Source organism: Clostridium sediminicola (assembly GCF_050402865.1).
GTDB classification, from domain to species: Bacteria; Bacillota; Clostridia; order Clostridiales; family Clostridiaceae; genus Clostridium_AF; species Clostridium_AF sediminicola.
On record NZ_BAABMF010000105.1, the window covers coordinates 1 to 255 of the forward strand.

Annotated in this window: 1 protein-coding gene; it reads right to left on the reverse strand. The window is 37.6% G+C overall.

Going from position 1 to position 255, the window contains the following annotated elements; all coding sequences use genetic code 11:
* On the reverse strand, positions 1-255 hold a 255-nt coding region (locus tag ACQ3F0_RS26955; RefSeq protein WP_428868886.1), incomplete at both ends, for a GH36-type glycosyl hydrolase domain-containing protein.

The following is a 255-nucleotide window of genomic DNA, read 5'->3' on the forward strand; positions in this document are numbered from 1 at the left end:
GATTCCTACGCCTGCCATAACACAAAAGCCCTGAGGTTCGATGAAAATTTTTCCTTCATTACATTCTTTGGAGCCAATTTTTTCTCCAAAAGCATCATATGCACGTAAGAACCATTCTCCATCCCACCCATTTTTTATAATTGCCTGATACATAGATTCTACAGCATTTATGGCACGCTCTTCCTCTGAAAAATCACCTATTTGATGACATATTTGGGCATACTCTCTACCATATTTTACAAACATACTAGCGAT